This is a genomic window from Mycoplasma sp. 6243, assembly GCF_051200785.1.
In the GTDB taxonomy this organism is placed as follows: domain Bacteria; phylum Bacillota_I; class Bacilli_A; order Mycoplasmatales; family Metamycoplasmataceae; genus Mycoplasmopsis.
Genome location: NZ_CP195154.1, coordinates 38,679 through 57,894, shown reverse-complemented (window position 1 = coordinate 57,894; position 19,216 = coordinate 38,679). Strand labels below are relative to the sequence as shown.

18 protein-coding genes are annotated in these 19,216 nt (G+C 27.6%); 11 read left to right on the top strand and 7 right to left on the bottom strand.

Annotation, left to right across the window (positions count from 1 at the left end; genetic code table 4):
• Positions 1–75: 75 nt before the first annotated feature.
• From ACR82Z_RS00275 to gpmI, 3 genes are read left to right on the top strand one after another with little or no spacing between them, the layout of a single operon-like run.
• Positions 76–1,473, top strand: coding sequence for a DUF2130 domain-containing protein (locus ACR82Z_RS00275; RefSeq protein ID WP_435129646.1), 1,398 nt, complete (start codon positions 76–78; stop codon positions 1,471–1,473).
• A gap of 1 nt (position 1,474) precedes the next feature.
• Positions 1,475–3,757, top strand: coding sequence for a UU173 family protein (locus ACR82Z_RS00270; RefSeq protein WP_435129643.1), 2,283 nt, complete (start codon positions 1,475–1,477; stop codon positions 3,755–3,757).
• Between the two features lie 39 nt (positions 3,758–3,796).
• Positions 3,797–5,302, top strand: a complete 1,506-nt coding sequence (gene gpmI, locus ACR82Z_RS00265) for a 2,3-bisphosphoglycerate-independent phosphoglycerate mutase (protein WP_435129640.1) — start codon at positions 3,797–3,799, stop codon at positions 5,300–5,302.
• 46 nt (positions 5,303–5,348) lie between these two features.
• Here the strand turns inward: gpmI and gyrB are convergent, their stop codons facing one another.
• The 7 genes from gyrB to ACR82Z_RS00230 all read right to left on the bottom strand — a co-directional run bounded on the left by gyrB (position 5,349) and on the right by ACR82Z_RS00230 (position 12,959).
• A complete protein-coding gene (gene gyrB, locus ACR82Z_RS00260; RefSeq protein ID WP_435129637.1) occupies positions 5,349–7,301 on the bottom strand; it encodes a DNA topoisomerase (ATP-hydrolyzing) subunit B in 1,953 nt (650 codons plus the stop codon).
• A 77-nt stretch (positions 7,302–7,378) separates the two neighbouring features.
• On the bottom strand, positions 7,379–7,978 hold the full coding sequence (locus ACR82Z_RS00255) for a thermonuclease family protein (RefSeq protein WP_435129634.1): 600 nt from the start codon (positions 7,976–7,978) through the stop codon (positions 7,379–7,381).
• A 121-nt stretch (positions 7,979–8,099) separates the two neighbouring features.
• Positions 8,100–8,927 carry a deoxyribonuclease IV gene (locus tag ACR82Z_RS00250; protein WP_435129631.1) on the bottom strand — a complete coding sequence of 276 codons (828 nt, stop codon included), beginning with the start codon at positions 8,925–8,927 and terminating at the stop codon, positions 8,100–8,102.
• On the bottom strand, positions 8,920–10,023 hold the full coding sequence (locus ACR82Z_RS00245) for a potassium channel family protein (RefSeq protein WP_435129628.1): 1,104 nt from the start codon (positions 10,021–10,023) through the stop codon (positions 8,920–8,922). The genes ACR82Z_RS00250 and ACR82Z_RS00245 overlap by 8 nt, the downstream gene beginning before the upstream one ends.
• Complete coding sequence (locus ACR82Z_RS00240) at positions 10,023–10,994, bottom strand: LacI family DNA-binding transcriptional regulator (protein ID WP_435129625.1); 972 nt, start codon at positions 10,992–10,994, stop codon at positions 10,023–10,025. Before ACR82Z_RS00240 ends, ACR82Z_RS00245 begins: the two co-directional genes overlap by 1 nt.
• 604 nt (positions 10,995–11,598) lie before the next feature.
• The gene (locus ACR82Z_RS00235) at positions 11,599–12,312 is read right to left on the bottom strand and encodes a hypothetical protein (protein WP_435129622.1); all 714 of its coding nucleotides are present in this window, start codon (positions 12,310–12,312) and stop codon (positions 11,599–11,601) included.
• A 524-nt stretch (positions 12,313–12,836) separates the two neighbouring features.
• Positions 12,837–12,959: a hypothetical protein gene (locus tag ACR82Z_RS00230; RefSeq protein WP_435128362.1), complete on the bottom strand. Its 123-nt coding sequence runs from the start codon at positions 12,957–12,959 to the stop codon at positions 12,837–12,839.
• 216 nt (positions 12,960–13,175) lie between these two features.
• Between ACR82Z_RS00230 and ACR82Z_RS00225 the strand changes: the two genes are divergently transcribed.
• The 8 genes from ACR82Z_RS00225 (at position 13,176) to ACR82Z_RS00190 (ending at position 19,053) form a co-directional block, all read left to right on the top strand.
• On the top strand, positions 13,176–13,976 hold the full coding sequence (locus ACR82Z_RS00225) for an energy-coupling factor transporter ATPase (protein ID WP_435129619.1): 801 nt from the start codon (positions 13,176–13,178) through the stop codon (positions 13,974–13,976).
• On the top strand, positions 13,967–14,878 hold the full coding sequence (locus ACR82Z_RS00220) for an energy-coupling factor transporter ATPase (protein ID WP_435129616.1): 912 nt from the start codon (positions 13,967–13,969) through the stop codon (positions 14,876–14,878). Before ACR82Z_RS00225 ends, ACR82Z_RS00220 begins: the two co-directional genes overlap by 10 nt.
• Positions 14,878–15,903 (top strand): energy-coupling factor transporter transmembrane component T family protein, encoded by a 1,026-nt coding sequence (locus ACR82Z_RS00215; RefSeq protein ID WP_435129613.1) that lies wholly within the window; start codon positions 14,878–14,880, stop codon positions 15,901–15,903. The genes ACR82Z_RS00220 and ACR82Z_RS00215 overlap by 1 nt, the downstream gene beginning before the upstream one ends.
• Before the next feature lie 144 nt (positions 15,904–16,047).
• On the top strand, positions 16,048–16,284 hold the full coding sequence (rpsP, locus tag ACR82Z_RS00210) for a 30S ribosomal protein S16 (RefSeq protein ID WP_435129610.1): 237 nt from the start codon (positions 16,048–16,050) through the stop codon (positions 16,282–16,284).
• 1 nt (position 16,285) lies between these two features.
• Positions 16,286–16,969 carry a tRNA (guanosine(37)-N1)-methyltransferase TrmD gene (gene trmD, locus ACR82Z_RS00205; RefSeq protein ID WP_435129607.1) on the top strand — a complete coding sequence of 228 codons (684 nt, stop codon included), beginning with the start codon at positions 16,286–16,288 and terminating at the stop codon, positions 16,967–16,969.
• Positions 16,959–17,309, top strand: a complete 351-nt coding sequence (rplS, locus tag ACR82Z_RS00200; RefSeq protein ID WP_435129605.1) for a 50S ribosomal protein L19 — start codon at positions 16,959–16,961, stop codon at positions 17,307–17,309. Before trmD ends, rplS begins: the two co-directional genes overlap by 11 nt.
• 78 nt (positions 17,310–17,387) lie before the next feature.
• Entirely contained in the window at positions 17,388–18,200 is an 813-nt protein-coding gene (locus ACR82Z_RS00195) for a DUF5378 family protein (protein ID WP_435129602.1), read from the top strand.
• Between the two features lie 61 nt (positions 18,201–18,261).
• Entirely contained in the window at positions 18,262–19,053 is a 792-nt protein-coding gene (locus ACR82Z_RS00190; protein WP_435129599.1) for an alpha/beta fold hydrolase, read from the top strand.
• Positions 19,054–19,216: the final 163 nt, after the last annotated feature.

Below are 19,216 nucleotides of genomic sequence, written 5' to 3'. Positions count from 1 at the left end.
AATTTCTTGTATTTTATTTGCTTTTGTTAAACTATATATATAATTATAAAAATAATTATATATTAAGGAGGTGACATGCAAGTTAAATCAAAAAAAATTAATATTAAAATTAAAGATATTCAAAACCTTGAATTCTTCATCGATGATATTAATGTTTCAGATGGAGATTATTTTAATTTAAATGATATTCTCAACCAAGATCTAAAAAAAATTACAGATGAAACAGGTAAAATCAGGGAACAAATTATACAAAATGAAAAAAATCGACTTACTAAAGAAATACAAGAAAATTTAGAAAAAACATTCACAAGAGAAATAAAGAATTCAAAAGAATACAATGAACTAAAAAGTGAAAAAGATTATGAAATTAATAAACTCATAATAGAAAATGTTGAAAAAACACAAAAACTTGAAAACGAACTTAAGGATAATTATTACAAGCAACTCGAGCAAGAAAGAGATAAGTTAAAAGATAAATTTGAAGCAGAAAAGAAAGATTATAAAAATACTATTTTAAATAAAGAAATTGAAAACATAAAACTTAAACTTCAACAACAACATCAAAAACAATTGATGGAATTAGAAAATAAACTTCAAATTTTAAATGTAGAAAAGCAATCACTTCTAGAAAAGAACGAAAAACTACTTGCTGAATTTGAAGACAAAAAACAGTTATCAACTAAACTTCAAACCGAGTTAGAAACCCTACAAAAATATAGATATAATAAATCAACCAAGGAATATGGTGAGGAATTTGAGAATCATATTTTTAATAAACTCGCAGAAGGCTTTGCTTTTTCAGAAGATGTTAGTTTTGAGAAAACCACCAAACATATAAACAATAGAAAACCCGATTTTAAAATAGATTTTAAAGATTTAAATATCTTAGATGATGATAAAAATTCATATGGAACTATTATAATTGAAGCAAAAAACAGAATCACTGAACAAGGATCAAGAAGAAACAAAGACTTTATTGAAAAACTCGAACAAGATCGAAAAAACTTTAAGGCTGATTTTGCAATTTTAGTCACTGAATTAGAACCTAATAGCGTTCTTTATATTGAAAAAATTTCAGGTTATAACGAGATATTTATTGTTCGTGATGTTGCTTTAATAAATCTTATTTCATTATTAAAAAACATCTTACAAATAAAATATTCATTAAATGCAGACAAAATAGAATTTAATAGTAAAAAAGTAATACTTGAGAAATTCAACGACTTTGTAGAAAAAAATATATTAAATCATATCGAGAAATCAAACAAAGAAATTGAAGGTATTATTGAAAATGCAGATAAGATGCGAAAACTTTTATCTAGCATAGAAGATAGTGCAAATAATATAGCGCATAAACATTTTTCAAAAATGCAGCGTAAGATAAGTGATTTTGGAAAATCCGAATTTATTAAAGAAATTGCTAAACTTGAAAAAGCAGAGCAAAAACTAATCGAGAAAAAGGAATCTGAATAAAATGCAAAAGCAGCAAAATAAAATTACATGAAATATTTTTAAACGCGTTTTTGGTAATAATCCTGCATTAATTTGAAATAACGATTCTCTTATTAATGATATAAAACAAGAATATCAAAAAAGATGAAACAGAACTTGAGATAACATCGAAATAACTAACGAAGAAGATGATGAGCAATTTGTTAATTTTGATTATGAATTTTTTGAAAATCACGATATTGATGCATTACACGAATTAAATTTAGATTCTGTTAGTGATACAGAAACATATATAAAAGTAAATAAAGATAGTTATGATAATTATTTAAAAGATGCATTAAATTGATATTTAAATAAATATAATATTAAAAATTCACAAGTTAAATTTATTTCATCGAAAAGTGACTATCAAACCAAGCATATCGATACATTAAAAGCTATCAAGGATAATGAAATAGATTTAATCTTTAACGGAACTTTATATGATGTATCAGGCGATTTTGATTATATTGCACCTTTCTTTATTTATCATAAATCCTTGAACAAATTAGTTTTATTAAGTTATACAGCAAGATGTAAATATGAAATGTATTACAAACATTTCTATATTTATCAAATTTTTAAGACAAACAATATTAATATTAAAGATATGTCAGTTTTAATAATAAATCCATGAGATAGGATATATCGTAAGGTACAAAAAGGTAAAATAAATTTTTATGAATCTTTTGCTGCCGATGTTGCAAAATCTATCCGTAAAATTTCTAAGGATAATCCAACCACATATCAAAAACAGATGTTTGAAGCATTAGTAAGAACAGGTGATATTAATTTAAAATTAGGTTTTGATCATTATGAAAACAGTCATTTAGAATTTATTAATGTTATTAAAAGAAATGGTATTTCTTTTTCGCAAAAAACTGCTGATATACTTCATTCAACTGATGAAAAACTTTTTATTGTTGAAAATCTTTCAAAAGAAATTACCATTGAATTTTGGTCTTTTAAGATATATAAAAAAATTATTGAAAAAGCATTTAATGAATTTAACAACAAAAGCAACTTTGATGCAATATATAAGTTTTTATCAATTGAAAAAGATAAAAAAATCGAATCTGTAATAAGCTGATTGAATAACACATTAGACTATCAAACAAATTCACAAAAAATATGAATTGATGAATGAAACTTTATTAATAAAGAACAAAAAATTGCTTTATATAAACTGTTTATAGGTCCAAATTTTGATGAAATTTCTTTTTCTTTCTTTAGCAAAAAAGAAAAAGAAAATTTAGTTGAATTTACAAGAAAAATAGAACTATATAATAAAAACATTAATTTTTTTAACTTAGATGCTTTGACAAAAATTCTCCCTTTACATCAAAAAGATGCTCGGATCTGTTGATATGATTATGAGGGTTTTTCTGACTTATATCCTCCTTTAAATAATATTGCTCCATATAATCAATTAGTAAATCAAGTTTCTGTTATTATAACTAAAAATGGTATCGAAGAAAAAGTTGAAAATATTGTAATAGATACAAAAGGTTTGACTATATATAATTTAGTTGATTTAATCGATGTCATTTATTCAAATAAAGCAGATTGATTTGTTGTATATAACAAAAATTATGAAAATGCACGTAATAAAGAGATTAAGGATTTAGTTACTGAAAATTATCTAAACAACAAAGAATTTGAACAATACATTGATCAAAAATATAAAAGCATTCATTATTTTGCTGGTATGGTGGATTGAATTAATAATCACACAATTGATTTAGCTGATTGTTTTAAAAACTCAAAGCAAGAAAAAAACAATTATCAAAAAATTACTGTTTTTTTTGAGGATGGTAATAATATAAAAACAACAAAAGTTGATAAAGATTTTATTAAAGAAAACATAATAACTACTAAAAAACTAATTCATATCAACTTCCTAAAATACTATTTTTCTATTAAGAAAATAGAAAAATACATCACTCATATGAATTTTGATCTGAAAAACAAAATCACACCTTATTCAGAACTTGTAATTCAAAAAGGAACAATGGCAATGGAAGCTGCTATATTAAGATATTTAGGTGCAACCAATGATGCTGTATGACAAAACAATATCGTTCCTAACTTAAAAAAATATTGTGAAAATGATGTTCGTGCAATGATGATGGTGTATGATTTTATAATGTTTTTATTTTCTAAAGCATACGATAATTTATCCGAATTTGAATATCAACTTAAAATGGTTGAAAATATGGAATATACAGTTATAGATGGAAAATTATCTGTTGCAACAAAAAGATAATTTGTGATACAATATCTATTAAATATATCGAGGTTTAATATGAAAAAAGTTATTTTAATAGTTATAGATGGATTAGGATTACGTAGGGAAAGCCAAGGAAACGGTTTTGCTTTAGCAAATACACCAACCTTTGATAAATTATTTGCTGAATACCCTAATTCATTAATTCAGGCTTCTGGTGAGTTTGTAGGATTACCAAAAGGACAAATGGGTAATTCAGAAGTTGGACATCTAAATATTGGTGCAGGAACAATTGTGTATACAGGATTATCATTAATTAACAAAGCTTTAAAAGATGGAACTTTTAAATCTGCTCCAGCATTTGTAAAAGCATTCGAGGATGTTAAAAAGAATAATTCAACACTTCATCTAATGGGACTTTTATCTCCAGGTGGTGTTCACTCATTAGAAACACATTTATTTGAACTTCTAGATGCAGCATACGAATATGGACTTAAAAAAGTTTCTGTACATGCTTTTGGTGATGGTCGTGATGTTGCCCCTCGTTCAATCAAAGCATCAATGCAAAAACTACAAGATATCTGTGATAAATATAATTACAACATCGCAACCGTTTCTGGTCGCTTTTATGCAATGGACCGCGACAAAATGTTTGATCGTGTTGAAAAAGCATACGCAACTTTATTAGGTAATTCGCAAAATAAATATCAAAATGCTCTTGATTATGTTGATTCGCAATATGCTAATGATATTTCTGATGAGTTTTTTATACCTGCACAAAAAGCAAACTTGTCAGCAGATTCATTTATAAAAGATGGTGATTCAATTATTTTCTTTAACTTCCGTCCTGATCGAGCTAGACAACTGACTCATTTATTAATTAGTTCACCTTTATACGAAAATAAACCGTCACAACCTGTTAAAATTAACCAATTTGTTTCAATGATGAAATATGAAGGAATTCAAACAAATATTGCATTTGATGAAATGGAAATTAATATGCCTATTGGTAGGGTTTTGGAAGAAGCAGATGTAAGTCAATTACGTGTTGCCGAAACACAAAAATATGCACATGTGACTTACTTTATGGATGGCGGAAAAGACATTGTGTTTAAAAACTCAAAAAGAATCATGGTTGATTCATTAAAAGTAGAATCATATGCTGATGCACCACATATGTCTGCTGAAGGTATTACCGATGAGTTATTAAAAAATGCTTTAGATTTTGATGTTACTATTATGAACTTTGCTAACCCTGATATGGTAGGACATACCGGAAATCTTAAATCTACTATTGAAGCAGTAAGTTTTTTAGATACACAAATTAAAAGAATTATTGATTGAGCACAAAGCAACAATATCACTGTATTTATAACAGCTGATCACGGAAATGCAGAAATAACTGAAGATGAAAGCGGAAAACCAGCAACCAAACATACAAGTAGTCCTGTTATGCTTATTTGCACCGATAAATCAGTAAAATTAAAAGATGGATGTCTAGCTAATATTTCACCAACTTTATTAGATTATCTAAATATCCCAAAACCAAAACAAATGGATGAAGAATCGTTATTGATTAAATAACCATATGCTAATGTAATTTATAAAAGTACCTAATTAATAGGTACTTTTATAAATCAATATTTTTAACATATTTTGCATTATTTTCTATAAATTGTTTACGTGGTAAAACATTTTCACCCATAAGAATTTCAAAAATACGGTCTGCTCTTACTGCATCTTCGATTTGAACTTGTAACATTTTGCGGTTTTTCGGGTTCATTGTTGTGTCTCAAAGTTGAATAGGGTCCATTTCCCCAAGTCCTTTGTAGCGTTGAATTGTTATTTTTTGACTCTGATTAAATTTAGCAATAATTTCTTCTTTTTGTTGGTCATTAAAAGCATATTCTACCGTTCTTCCTTGTGAAATCTTATATAAAGGAGGTTGCGCGATGTAGATAAATCCATATTCTATTAAAGGTTTAAAATAACGATAGAAGAATGTTAATAATAAAGTTCTAATGTGTGCACCATCGACATCGGCATCTGTCATTATAACTATTTTATGGTATCTTAATTTATTAATGTTAAAGGTTTCACCCAATCCTGTTCCTAATGCTGTAATAAGCGACATTATTTCTTCATTTCCAAACACTCTTTCTTGTCTGGTTTTTTCTACATTTAGGATTTTTCCGCGAAGTGGTAATATAGCTTGGATATGACGATCACGACCCATCTTAGCTGACCCACCAGCTGAATTTCCTTCGACTATAAATAACTCTGAAATTTCTGCATTTTTTGATGAACAATCTGATAACTTACCTGGTAAACCTCCGCTTTCAAAAACATTCTTTCTACGAGCATTATCTCTTGCTGCATTCGATGCAAGACGTCCTCTACGTGCAGCTATAGCAATTTCTACTATCTTTTTAGCTAAATCGGGATGTTCATTTAAAAAGCGTTCAAAAGCTTCTGAATAAATCTCATTTACTGCTCTACGAGCATCTTTAGAACCTAATTTCGCCTTTGTTTGTCCTTCGAACTGTGGATCAGGGTGTTTTATTGAAATAATCGCTGTCATTCCTTCAATTAAGTCATCACGGGTAAAACGCTCTGATTCATTTTTAAAAATACCTTTTTCTTGAGCATATGAATTGACTAAACGCATTATTGAATCATAAAAACCAGATATATGTGTCCCACCTTCAATTGTTAGAATATTATTTGTATATGAAATTATATTAGAACGATATAAGTCAAAAAGGTATTGCACAGCTACTTCTACGCCTATAATAACTTCGTTTTGAGTATGTTCATCAATATATTTATATTCTCCTGAAGCATAAATAACATCATTATTCACAGGTTTATAACCTTCATCTACTTCTTTAACATAATCAATTATCCCATTTTCATATCGAAATTCTTGATAAGAATCGTCTCTTTCATCTTTAACTGTAACAAGTAAACCCTTATTAAGGTGAGCTATTTGTTTAGTATGATCTATTATTATATCTTTATCAAAACTCAACTTCTCCATTATTCTAAAATCAGGATGAAATTGAATTTTGGTCCCTGTCTCGTTTGGATCGCAATCAGCAATTACACTTGTGGGTGTTAAAGTTTTCCCACCATTATGAAATTCAGCAAAATAAACTTTCCCATTACGTTTAACTCATGCTTTCATCGAATCACTTAAAGCATTAACAACTGAAGCCCCAACACCATGTAAACCCCCACTAACTTTATATGCATTTGATTCAAATTTACCACCAGCATTAAGTTTGGTTAAAACTACTTCTAATGCACTTATACCAAATTTTGGATGAGCATCAGTAGGAATCCCACGACCATCATCTTCTACTATTATATTTTCTTCTTTTGTTATTGTTATATGAATATTTTTTGCATATCCTGCCATTGCTTCATCAACAGAGTTATCTACAATTTCTCAAACCATATGATGGAGTCCTGATTTCGATGTACTTCCAATATACATCCCTGGCCGCTTACGAACATGTTCTAAACCTTCTAAGTGTTTAATATTTGCTGCACTATAATCTTGTGTATTCTTTGCTGACATTCTTTACTCCTAAAGCATAAATATTTTTTAAATTATACCATTTTTGTTATAAATCCCTTGTTTTTGTATAGAAAAACCTATGGTTTCGAGAAAATAGTATATAAATTTTCTTTTCAAAAACCTTTTAAATTACTTTTTGATATCTCTTGTTTTTTAAGTAATTTTACATACATTTGCTTTATTTCTTCATTATATGTATAGTAAGACGTTTTAGGATTTTTATCTTGAATATAATGAACTCTGGCAAGTCCTTTTTCTACTAATTTAGCATTAATTGAATTATCAAAATAATCTTTTGTTGACAAATACAAGACAGCAACTACTCTTTTATATTTATCAACTTGAATCTGCTGCATATATATTCTTTTATTTTCAATTAATTCTGATGTATATTGCTTTGCTTTCTGTGCATAATCATTTTCATATTTTTGTAGCTTTTCTTTTTTAAAATCTTTTTGAGTCTCAGGTGTATCAATTCCATACAGCCGTATATGATATTGTTTATTAGATAAATCAGTTGCTATGATTGTATCACCATCAATAACCTTTTGAACATTTATAATAATATATTTATGATTATTTTGTTTATTATGTTGATATAAAAACAAGCCACTTGCAGATGCAGGAACAACCAACACACTTAAAAGAATTCATATTCATTTTTTAATTTTTTTCATATTCGCTCCATTTAAATTATTAATGATTTTTAAACACGAACTAAAAAAGAACAAAAAGCGAACTTATAATCTTTTGTTGTTACCAGAAAGTAAAAAAATGCAGTTTGCACTGCAAATCTTTTTATTTACTTAATAATAATGCTATTTCTTCTTTGTAAATTGGACCATCATCTGCTCAAGGAGTTTCTAGTATAATAGGAATGTCATCAAAATCAGGATCATGAACAAATTTTTTGAGTGTCTCAGTTCCTATTGTTCCTTTTCCGATGTTTGCGTGGCGGTCTTTACGAGAGAAAATTCCGTGCTTTGAATCATTTAAATGTATTACTTTGGTTCTTTCAAGCAGATTTCACCTTTTTAGCTCATTTTTAAAATTTTCATAATCTTGCAAATCATATCCAGAATCCCACATATGACACGTATCTAAACAAACTTGTACTCGTTCTGAATCAACTCAATCTAAAATAAAACGAATTTGCTCAAAGTTTGTTCCGATTTCTGTTCCTTTTCCCGCCATTGTTTCAATGCAGATTATTACATCTTTGGTATTTTCAAGTATATATTTAAGTGAATCAACAAGTTGGTCAAGTGCTTCTTGTGGTTCAAATTCTGTATATGATCCTGGGTGCAAGACTAATCATTTTAATCCTAAATAATTCATTCTTTTAATTTCTGCTATTAAAAAATCATTTGAAAAAGCATGTTTTGATGGACTTGCTGGATTAATAACATATGGTGCATGAACTATAATATCTTCTTTTGGAATCACATTAGCTCAATTTTCTTCATATTCTTGTAATTTATATTTTTCTATGTCTACTCTTTTGGTAGTTTGTGGTGCTCCAAGATAAACCATCATTGTATTTGCACCATTTTCTTGTGATTCTTTTACTGCCCCAGGTAAATAATGTGGAGCTTTAAAAGAAATATGAGATCCTAATTTAATCATTGTTCACCTCATTTTCTGAAGCATTTTGTACTGTTTCATTAACCACTTCAGAATCCTTCATTTTGTTCTTTTTCTGTATATGTGCTTGCATTTCTGTTAAGAATGCTCCTGCTATAACCCCAGATGGGATAGCTATAATCGCTAAAGCAATCAATGCATTGACTGAAACTATAATTTTTGTAATTGTTGCATGTGGTAGTAAGTCACCATAACCTATTGTAGTTAATGTGATAGTTGAAAAATACAAAGCATCCACAAAATTCTTTACATAAGCACTAGATAAATCTTGATAACTTTGATAATTATTTTCAAAATTTGCTAGGTTTGTCTGTAAATTAGGATGTTGTTGTAAGAATTTTTTTGTCTCTATTTCATTTAAATTTTTATAATTTAAAAATTCTTGTCACTGCTTAAAATCAATTTTTTGACTTTCTAATCAGTTTTTTTGCTCATTTTCTAAATATACTGTTTCATTATTTCATATCAATATCGCAAAAACAATTATCACTAAAATTACTAATAACAAAACATATGAGAGCACCTTTTTTTGTTTAGCAAAAACATCGATGATAATCTTAAACGGCGCAAAAAATGCCAACACTATAAACAAACGAATAAATCTAAAAATATTTAAGATTCTAAAGAAATTTATCGCTTTAGATAAAGCAGGTGAAATATGATTACTAAAATCCTCAATCACATGTAAAGACGTTAAAATACACAATAAAATAACAATCCCTGTCCCAGAAAAAATAAATTTTACTGTACTTTTTCACAACTGAATATCTTTATTTAAATTATTATAAATCCGATATGTAACTAAGTGTGCAACAAAATCAAAGATAAAAAATGTAAAGGTAATAAGCTGTAATGTAGCAACAGCAGGTCCTCAATAAGGTTTAATCACTTCGGTTGGTGAAACCAAAGAAAAAACTGAAATTAGAGAAGCAAAAATTACTAAACCTACATAACCTAAGCGAACAAAACGAATGCGTTTAAGTTGATTACCTAAAACATCATCTAATTTTTTCGTTGACCAAACAATTGATGTGAAGATTGTTATAAAATTATCATAATGTTTTTTAAATTTTGACATTATCTTCTTGGTTCTAAAATTTCAATAGGAATTATTTTAGAAATAAATTCATGTGTTTCTTTATAAACTGTAATCATATCATCAATTTTAAAACCGATATTAGGATAATCAATGAATATTTTTGCTGAATAATTCTTCATATTATCATAAATTGATTGATAACCTATATCTGTAAATGTGTATTCACGCACCCCTAATGTAACAGTTAAAGTTACATAAACTTCGTGTGTTGAACATATAATATTTTTAATATTGTTCTTTTTAAGGTAATTATTCAAACGAATAATTTCATCAATTTCTTTTTTGGTACTTAGATGAAAATCATGAATTTCTCAACCATTTTCCGAACAAGCTCTCTCGTATCCTTGAATTCTTTCAGCAATTTGCGAATCACTAAGGCGATCATCTTTAACAAAAATTGCTTTTCGATCCTTAGGGTGTGTACTTAACATTACTTTGTTAGTTAAATCATAAAAGCCTTTGGTCACATCAGGTTTGATTCAATTTATCCCCCGAACTTGATGTCCGTAAACTATAAATGTTGTATCATCTGTTTTACGAATAAAGTCAAATAATTCTTTATCATATTGTGGAATAAATACAACAATTGATCCGGGTTTTCAAGATAATGCATATCTTATTGAATCAATATATTCAGATGTTGAACTGCTTGAATAAGTTGTATTTACTCTTCTTCCTGTTTTTGCACAAGAAATGGTAATTCCACTTACAATAGATGCATATAAATTTTGCGCTCAAATTGGCATAATAATAAATACCGAATTATCACGACCTCTGATTAAACGGGCTCCTTGATTGGGATAATACTCATTTGCTTTTACTACGGCTTGAATTCTTTCTTTTGTTTTTTTAGACACGTATCCGTTGTTATAAAACCTTGAAATAGTTGAAATAGAAACTTTAGATTGTGCTGCTATGTCTTTATATGATAATTGTTTTTTGATATTCATAATTTAGATTATACCATAAATGTCTAAATGTGGAAATTTTCCACAAGTTCTTCTGAAATATTATTCAAAACTTTACATAGTTACAATGTATAAAAATTATATAGCATAAAGCAGGATTAATCACTTTTTACCAGTTTTTTTAATACCATAAAAAAGTCTAATTTAAGATTTTTCTGTTTTACTTTTTATAATAAAACACCTTTATATAAAAATATAAAAAACAAAATCTGAAAAAGTGACTTGTAGCAAATAAAATATTTGCGTAACTGCCACAGATATAAAGTTTTTTTGTTTCTTTTTTCAAAAAGAAAATTCCCCGCCTATTTTCGCCATTAGGCGGGGGTTAGGGTGGTAAAAGTGAGAAACCCTTAAAAACATTTGTATGTGTATGTTTTAAACGATTTTCCTGTAAAGGAAAATCCTGAGACTGCTTTGGTAAAATATTCATAAATTTTGTTTGTTTGATTTTATAAATTTGTGATGTTATCGAGTTTTTTACGAGCATCTTCGAGTTCATCTAGTATTTGTTGCAATATTTTTATTTCATCAGCCTGTATATTTATCAGATGAAGCAATTTTTCTAATTTTTAAATCAAGTAATTTATTAAAGGAGAAACCACTCGAAAGAAGTCTTGATATGATTTGTACTTCTTTTACCCCTACTATGCAGCGTTTTTCAGAATGCTATTTTCTCATAATGAGTCATATCTTTTGTAGATATCGGTTTTGCTTCATATCTTTTATTTTTGGTTCTAAAATATAATTTTTCGTCTGTTCCTATGACAAATTTTATATCTGTGCTGCTATTAATTTTAATTCTTTTGTCATTTTCATAGGGTGCATAATTTACATTATTATAAGTTACTGCAGCAGCATTAATTTTTCTTTTTATCTCTAAATCAAAGTAATTTTCTAGGTATTCTTTATGTGGTTGTCTAAAGAAATTACTTTGTGGATTTTGTATAACACTTTTTCTTGTAATATTTAAATAATTCATTAATTCACCTATAATTTTGGTTCAATTCTTCAATTGTTTTATAATTGTGGTCATTTTATTCAACTTGGAATTCTCTTTTGTGCAAAAATCTCAAAAACGTTCAATATGTGGTTTTCCGTTTGATTCAGAAGTGGTTATAAATTCTATTCCTAAATCTCTTACGGCATTATATGTAGAAGCATTTGATTCAGCAGAATTATAAAAATTCTTTCTGTTATCTGTAATAATCATTTGTGGAATTCCATAATTATTTATCATTTTTTCAATATTTGATTGATGTCCATTTAATGATTCTGCTTTTTTCTCAAAATGTAATGACAAAATTAAACCTGTTGCTACATCAATGGAACCAATTAATGTTATTTCTTTATTATTTAAGAATTTGTGTGAGCATCCATCTATTTCTACCCTTTGACCAAATGAGAAATTTCGTCTTTGTTCGGTTCTAATTACTTCTTTTTCTTAGGTTTTTTAAAAACCATATTATCAAAAAGATATTCCTTATTCGTTAATTTTGCATACTTTACATATTTTTTGCAGAATTTTTGCCACTTTTATAAGCAAAAGCAGATGTAACACCTAATTTTATTAGTCTTTTATGAAATTGAGAGTAAGATATATTCGAGTTTATTTTTTCATTATATAAAAACAAACTCAAATATGAATCTGTTGAACTCTTCCCGTCGCTAAGTGAGGAGTTTTTTATTATTATAATCTTCTGCTAATTTCTTTATCTCTTCATTTGAGTATTTTCAAGCATGAATGTTATCTCTATTCTTATGAAGAACAAATTTTTTAATAAACTTCTTCTCCCTTTTGTATAATTTTCTTATATTTAATAACAGTTACGAGAGATTTTCCGATTTTTTTGCTAAACTCTGTATTGTTAAATCACTAAATTGCATTACTGTTTGTAAATTTATCAGTCTTGTTTTTTCGAAATTAGATAATTCAAAGTTATTGTTCATTATTAAATCCTTACAAAATTATATACTATAGTAATTAGTAAAATTTTGTTTAATAATTCACGAAATGTGGAAATTTTCCACAAGTTCTTTTTTGTAGGTCGCTAAGTATTTTTAAAATACAAATTAATAAAACAAAATTAAAATATTTATAATTTATTATAAAACATAAAAATAAAAATAATTCTTTAAATCTTGCTTTTTTATTAAAATATATATATGATAAAAGTTAATAACATCGTTTTTAGTTATAAACCTGGAATCTTGCAACCTGCATTGAAAAATGTTTCGTTTCACATCAGAAAAGGTGAATATATAGCTGTTTTAGGTCATAACGGAAGTGGAAAAAGCACCCTTTCTAAAATTTTAGTTGGTTTGCTCAAACCACAACAAGGTTCGGTTTCTATTGATGGTATCAAATATCATCGCACTACATTGGTTCAGGTTCGCAAAAAAATAGGTATTATTTTTCAAAACCCAGATAACCAGTTTATCGGTTCCTCTGTTGAAGATGATATTGCTTTTGGACTTGAAAATCGATGTGTTAACCCAAAATTAATGAAAGATATTATTTTAAAATGTGCCACACGTGTCGGGATGCAAGATCATCTTGAAAGAGAACCTGAAAACCTTTCTGGTGGTCAAAAACAACGTGTTGCAATCGCCTCAGTTTTAGCATTAGATCCAGATGTTATGATTTTTGATGAAGTTACTTCTATGTTAGATCCAAAAGGTCGTAATGATGTTTTAAATTTAATTAAAGAAATTCGTGATTCAAGACAGAAAACTTTAATTTCCATTACACATAATATGGATGAAGCAATTTTAGCTGATAAATGTTTAGTTTTTTCAAATGGTGAATTAGTGGCATTTGGCTCACCACAAGAAATACTAAATAATAAAGACATAATTGATTTAGCGAAAATTGATTCTCCTTTTATTTATAAACTTAGCGAACTTATTAAAGGAATTAATCCAACCTATAACGAACAGGAGTTAATAGACAATATATGCAAGTAAAAACAAACAAAATTACACATATTTTTAATAAAAGAACTCCTTGAGAATTTACTGCTCTCACTGATGTTTACTTAGATGTTGCTGATGGTGAATACTTAGGTATTATCGGGTCAACTGGCTCAGGTAAAACTACTTTAATTGAACATCTAAATGGCTTACTTAAACCTTCTTTTGGAACAGTAGAATGAACTTTTTCAACTGATATATATAATAAAAAGTTAAAAAACTACCATACAGAAAGCTTTCATATCATAAATGATTCGCAAAAACGAAGAAAAATTAAAAACCTAAAAGAAATACGTAAGAAAATCGGGATAGTTTTTCAGTTTGCTGAATACCAACTTTTCAAAAATACTATAAAAGATGACATCGCTTTTGGCCCTATTGCATATGGTGTACCTAAAGAAGAAGCATATCAAAGAGCAAGAAAATGTTTAGAGATGTTAGGATTAGGTTCAGAATATTTGTCTCGCAGTCCTTTTGAGTTGTCGGGTGGACAAAAACGACGCGTTGCTATTGCTGGTATCTTAGCAATGAACCCTGATTTTATGGTTTTTGATGAACCTACTGCTGGATTGGATCCTGTGGGTGTGGTAGAAATCTTAGATATTTTAACCAACCTAAACCAAAGTGGTAAAACCATTATTAATGTTACACATGATTTAGACCATGTCTTAGAAAGAGCAAGTAAAGTTGTTGTTTTAAAAGACGGAAAACTTGTGCGACAAGGACAACCTTATGAAGTTTTAAATGATATTCTTTTTTTAAAAGAAAACAATTTACAACCTCCCAAATTACTCGAATTTGTCTTTAAATTAAGACAAAACGGATTAGATGTACCTAAGGTAAAATCATTAAAAGAACTTGCTGATTTTATCAATTTATCAAGAGAGGATAAATAATGAAAAGTATTTTTGGTCGTTATATCCCTGGTAATGGTTTTCTTTATAATTTCGATCCTCGTATAAAGGTTTTTTTAACTGTTTTATATATTATAATGGTATTTATTGCTAGTTCATTTATTGATTTATTTGTTATTTTACTTCCTTTGGTAATTATTTATCTAGCATCTACTAAAAAAATTAGACCTTTATTTAAGTTACTTAAACTACCTATTTTTATTTCAGTTGTTATTTTCTTAGTTAATTTATATATCATAAATTCTGAATCAGTCTATAATGATCACTATCACAATGAACTTTTTTGAAGTTTTTATACATCTAAATCAGATTTTACCACCCCGATCAGTTGACAGCAATATTATTTAGGAACTAACTTTGATTATTCAACACTTGTAAAAACATTTGGACAAAATGCGAAAATCCAATATGGTGTTTCTTTAAATTCTATCAACAGAACTTTAGCATTGTTTTTAAGAATTTACATAATGGTTTTAATTACATCTTTGCTTACCAACACAACACGGCCTATTTTATTAAATAAAGCAATCGAAGATTTAATTTATCCTTTAAAATTCTTATTTATTCCAACACATATTATCGCTACAATTATCTCGATCGCTTTGCGTTTTATCCCAACATTAGTAGATGAATCGCAAAGAATTATAAAAGCTCAATCTTCACGTGGAGTGGATTTTAAAAATGGTAATTTAAAAGAAAAAATAACCGCATTTACCACCTTAATTATCCCTTTATTTGTTTCATCTTTTCAAAAAGCGGATGATTTAGCAAACTCAATGGAAACTCGTGGTTATGATCCATATGAAAAACGGACAAAATATCGACAAATTAAACCTACTTGAATCGATATATTAGTTTTATTAGCATTTATTGCATTAGCTATAATAATAATTTTTAACTATATTTATTTTAAAAATTATGATTTTAAATTTGGTGCTAACAATACCTTCTCAATAGGTCAGTATATACTTCCAAAATGATATCTTGATTTACGGGTAGTAGGTTAATATATTAACAAAATTCATTTAAGTCTTTTATATAGTCTTAAATGAATTTTTAAATTAAATTTGATTATAAAAATTTTTTTATTATAATTTATACAACATTTTAGAGTGTCAAGTAAAATTACTTGACAGTAAAGGAGGATATTAATGGTAAAAATAAGACTTAAACGTATGGGAAGTAAATTCAAACCAGTATATAAAATTGTTGCTGCTGATGCAAGAGCTCCACGTGATGGAAGATTTATTGAAGCATTAGGACACTACAATCCATCGACTAAGGAATTTGTTTTAAACAAAGAGGCTACAGTTAAATGATTAAATCAAGGTGCAAAACCTACTGACACAGTTGCGAACCTACTTAAAGCTCACAAAGTATCAAAATAAAATGAAAATCAATTTTTTAACCTTGTTTCCAAATTATTTCACACCTTTTTATCAAGAAAGCATTATTCATAAAGCTATTCAGAATAATATTATTGAAATTAATGTTATTGATTTTAGAAATTTCAGTAAAGACAAACACCATAAAGTAGACGATGAAATTTATGGCGGTGGACACGGTCTTTTGCTTCAAGTTGAACCAATTGATTTAGCATTAGATTCATTAAAGAATCGTGGTGGTTATAAAATCTTAGTTTCACCACAGGGTAAAACTTTTAACCAACAAATTGCAAATGAATTATCTAAAAAGAATCAAATTACATTAATAGCAGGTAGATACGAAGGTTTTGATGAAAGGGTTGTTGAACTAGTTGACTTAGAATTATCAATAGGTGATTATGTTTTGACAGGCGGAGAACTCCCAGCAATGGTTATTGCTGATAGTATAATTAGATTGCTACCTGGTGTTATAAAAGCAGAATCACATATTAATGACTCTTTTCAAGGACAAGGTTTATTAGATTACCCACAATATACCAGACCAAGAGAATATAAGGGTATGAAAGTCCCTGAAGTCTTGTTTAATGGTAATCATAAGGAAATTGATAAATGAAAACGGGATGCACAATATACAAAAACATTAAAAAATCGCCCCGATATCATTGAAAGGATTCAAAATGAGAAATAAATTATTAGAAGTAGTAGAACAAAGTCAGTTGCGTAATGATTTACCAAACTTTCAAACAGGTGATAATGTTCGTGTTTCAGTTCGTATCCGCGAAGGTGAAAAAGAACGTATCCAAGTTTTTGAAGGTTTAGTAATTTCTAAAAAAGAATCAGGAACAAGAGAATCATTTACAGTTAGAAAAATTTCTTATGGAATTGGTGTTGAAAGAACATTCCCTGTACACTCACCTTTAATAGCACACATCGAAGTAGTACGTTCAAATAAAGTTCGTAGAAAAAGATTATTTTACATGCGTGATCGTAAAGGTAAAAGTGCTCGTCTTAAAGAAATTAAAAGATAAAATATCCTCATTTAAACCACCTTTGTGGTTTTTTTGTCTTTTTTCATAAAACTTATATAATTTATTAGTTAGGAATAAATGAAAAATGGATTTTTAATACTTATTTTGTTTTTATCTTTTATTTTCACTTTTATCCCTTGGTATATAAACAAAAAGACAAAAAACAAACTTAGAAAAAGATGGATAAAAATTAGCATCGGAATTACTTTATTAATATACTTTGCTGCAGCAAGATGATTTAGAGATATTGCTTTAATTACAGAAATTACATCAGCACCTAGCAATGATTTTTATCGAAGCACTGTTTTGTCAAAATCACTTTTACTCGATATATGTCCGATGTTATATTTAATAATTAGCATCCTGTTGATAAGTGAAAAAAATCATAAAATCATTTCGTATATCGCTCCGACAGCAGCTCTTTGTGGATTTTTAACAGTTATTTTTGTTCCTTATACTGAACCACAGGCATCAATAAATTTATGATATATTTTTATAGGTACATCATTAAACAAACTTTATTTTATGTTGCACTTTATTATATATGTTATAGGAGCATATTATTATATATCCTATCACGATAATAAATACAAAGACATCATTTACACAAATATATTCTTCCTTATTCAACTTGTATACACTACTATAATGATTTTTGCACTCAATATAACACACAATGCTTCTGGTTTAGTAAACTTAGATTGACAATATGGAGGAGAATTTTACACAATTGCTTCTATTGTGCCTATTCCGATTCCTTATATTGCAATAGTATTTCACATAAGCATTGTTTTCTTAATTTCTTCTTTAGTGTTTTTTAAGGTTTTTCTTTATAGAAAATGACAAAAATTTCCACAAAGAAAACAAGAAATTTTACTTCAAAAAATATAAAATACATAAATTTTAGATGTTATAATTTTATCTATTAATAAATAGATAAAAGAAAGGTTATATGAACTTAAAATACGATTATCCTTATGTTTTTAAAGATAACAACCAACCTAAAAACCCAATTATTTTTGTACATGGATTTAACTCAAGAGCAGAAATTCATAATGTTTTTATGGATAAATGAACCCTAAGTGATTATTATGCAATTTCTTTTCCAGGCAACAACTTATTAGAAGCAAAAAATAATGATGAAATTAGCGTTAACGGTTTTTCTGATTTATTAATTAAATTTATCAAACAAAATAATTTAAAAGATGTAGTTTTAATTGGCCATTCAATGGGAGGTGGAACTATTTCGCTTGCTTATAAAAAAGCACCTAAACTATTTTCAAAAATGATTTATGTTGCTCCGATGAATAAATCATCATTAGTTAAAAAACAAGACTATTTAGATACATATTTTCCTAAAACTTTTGATGATTATAAAGTTTTCTTAAAAGCACTCTATTTTGATCCAACTAATCTATTTGAAAATAAAGATTTTATGGAAAATGAAAGAAACAACTTTAATCCTTGACTTTATAACAATCCTACAATTTTAAAACTCGGACACAGCTTGCCAGATATAAATTTGATGAATCAAATTGAATCAGGGTTAAATAAAATTAATGTTCCTACCTTATTAATGTTAGGTGAAAAAGATGCTGTTATTGATAGAGAAAACTGCATCAAATATTTTAAGGAAAATGTTAAAGATATCCAAATTGAAGTTTTTAATAAAGTTGGTCATATGCTATATTTTGAAAGCTTTGATAAATACTTTAAAATTATAAGTGATTTTTACAAGAAATAACTAAAAGCACTGTATACAGTGCTCCCAAAATGCAATCTAAAAAGCTACACTATAAAAATTAGACTATTGTGTAGCTTTTTTGTATAACCACAAATATTTTCAATAATAAATTTACGATATTAATTTAACAAAAGCAAAAATAATTTTGAACTTACAAAGTCAT